Source organism: Facilibium subflavum, from assembly GCF_003574485.1.
Taxonomy (GTDB): Bacteria; Pseudomonadota; Gammaproteobacteria; order Francisellales; family Francisellaceae; genus Facilibium; species Facilibium subflavum.
The window spans coordinates 1-753 of record NZ_QLIT01000165.1 but is presented as its reverse complement, the minus strand read 5'-3'; the positions used below and the strand labels follow the sequence as shown (position 1 = coordinate 753).

General features: G+C 40.8%; 2 protein-coding genes. Both read left to right on the top strand.

Annotation, left to right across the window (positions count from 1 at the left end; all coding sequences use genetic code 11):
* The first annotated feature begins 144 nt into the window (after positions 1–144).
* On the top strand, positions 145–462 hold the full coding sequence (gene tnpA / locus DNK84_RS09900; protein ID WP_119342808.1) for an IS66 family insertion sequence element accessory protein TnpA: 318 nt from the start codon (positions 145–147) through the stop codon (positions 460–462).
* Positions 443–736, top strand: coding sequence for an IS66 family insertion sequence element accessory protein TnpB (tnpB, locus tag DNK84_RS09895; RefSeq protein ID WP_119344358.1), 294 nt, complete (start codon positions 443–445; stop codon positions 734–736). The genes tnpA and tnpB overlap by 20 nt, the downstream gene beginning before the upstream one ends.
* Positions 737–753 lie beyond the last annotated feature (17 nt).

The following is a 753-nucleotide window of genomic DNA, read 5'->3' as shown; positions in this document are numbered from 1 at the left end:
GGCTTTCAATCAATGGCTTATTATACCATAAAACCCTGATTTCTCGCGGGTTTTAAACGTAACCGCTCCATAAACCCCATCTAGTAAAGGCGTTTGTTCTTAATCATACTGTTGTTGTTTATTCACAAATATGGAGCACAGACGATGACAGAAACGCAAATCAAGTGGCTATCAATTATTAGGGATTGGGAAGTCTCAGGGCTAACACAGGATAAATTCTGCCAGGAACAGGAAGTATCCAAAGCATCATTTTCCAAATGGCGTACCAAATTCATTGCAGAAGGTGCGCTTAAACCGCGCATTAAGGTAACAAAGGATGACACAAGCCCACCTCATGCCCCTTCTGGTTTTATTCCTTTTCATATCGATGCAAATACGGCAAAACAAAAAGGCATGATTGAAATTGATTTGCCATTTGGGATCACATTAAGGGTACCTTGTGATGTTAACGCCGGCACATGAGATTTACCTGGCCAATTTTCCGGTGGATATGCGCAAAAGTATCGATGGCTTATCCGCTTTGGTTTTATCTCAGTTTGGTTGTGCTCCCACACAAAAAGGCAGCTATTTTGTTTTTTGTAACAAGGCACGCAACCGGATGAAGGTGTTGTATTTTGACAAAAATGGCTTTGCACTATGGATGAAACGTCTGGAGAAGGATCGCTTTAAATTACGTTATCAAAATGGCCAGATTGTGGCTTTGGATGCTGATCAATTACACTGGTTAATCTCATGATTGGATTATGCCAATAT

Bases quoted from the DNA above. Each gene is read 5' to 3' on its own strand.
- tnpA (WP_119342808.1), top strand. From the start codon at position 145: ATGACAGAAACGCAAATCAAGTGGCTATCAATTATTAGGGATTGGGAA.
- tnpB (WP_119344358.1), top strand. From the start codon at position 443: ATGTTAACGCCGGCACATGAGATTTACCTGGCCAATTTTCCGGTGGAT.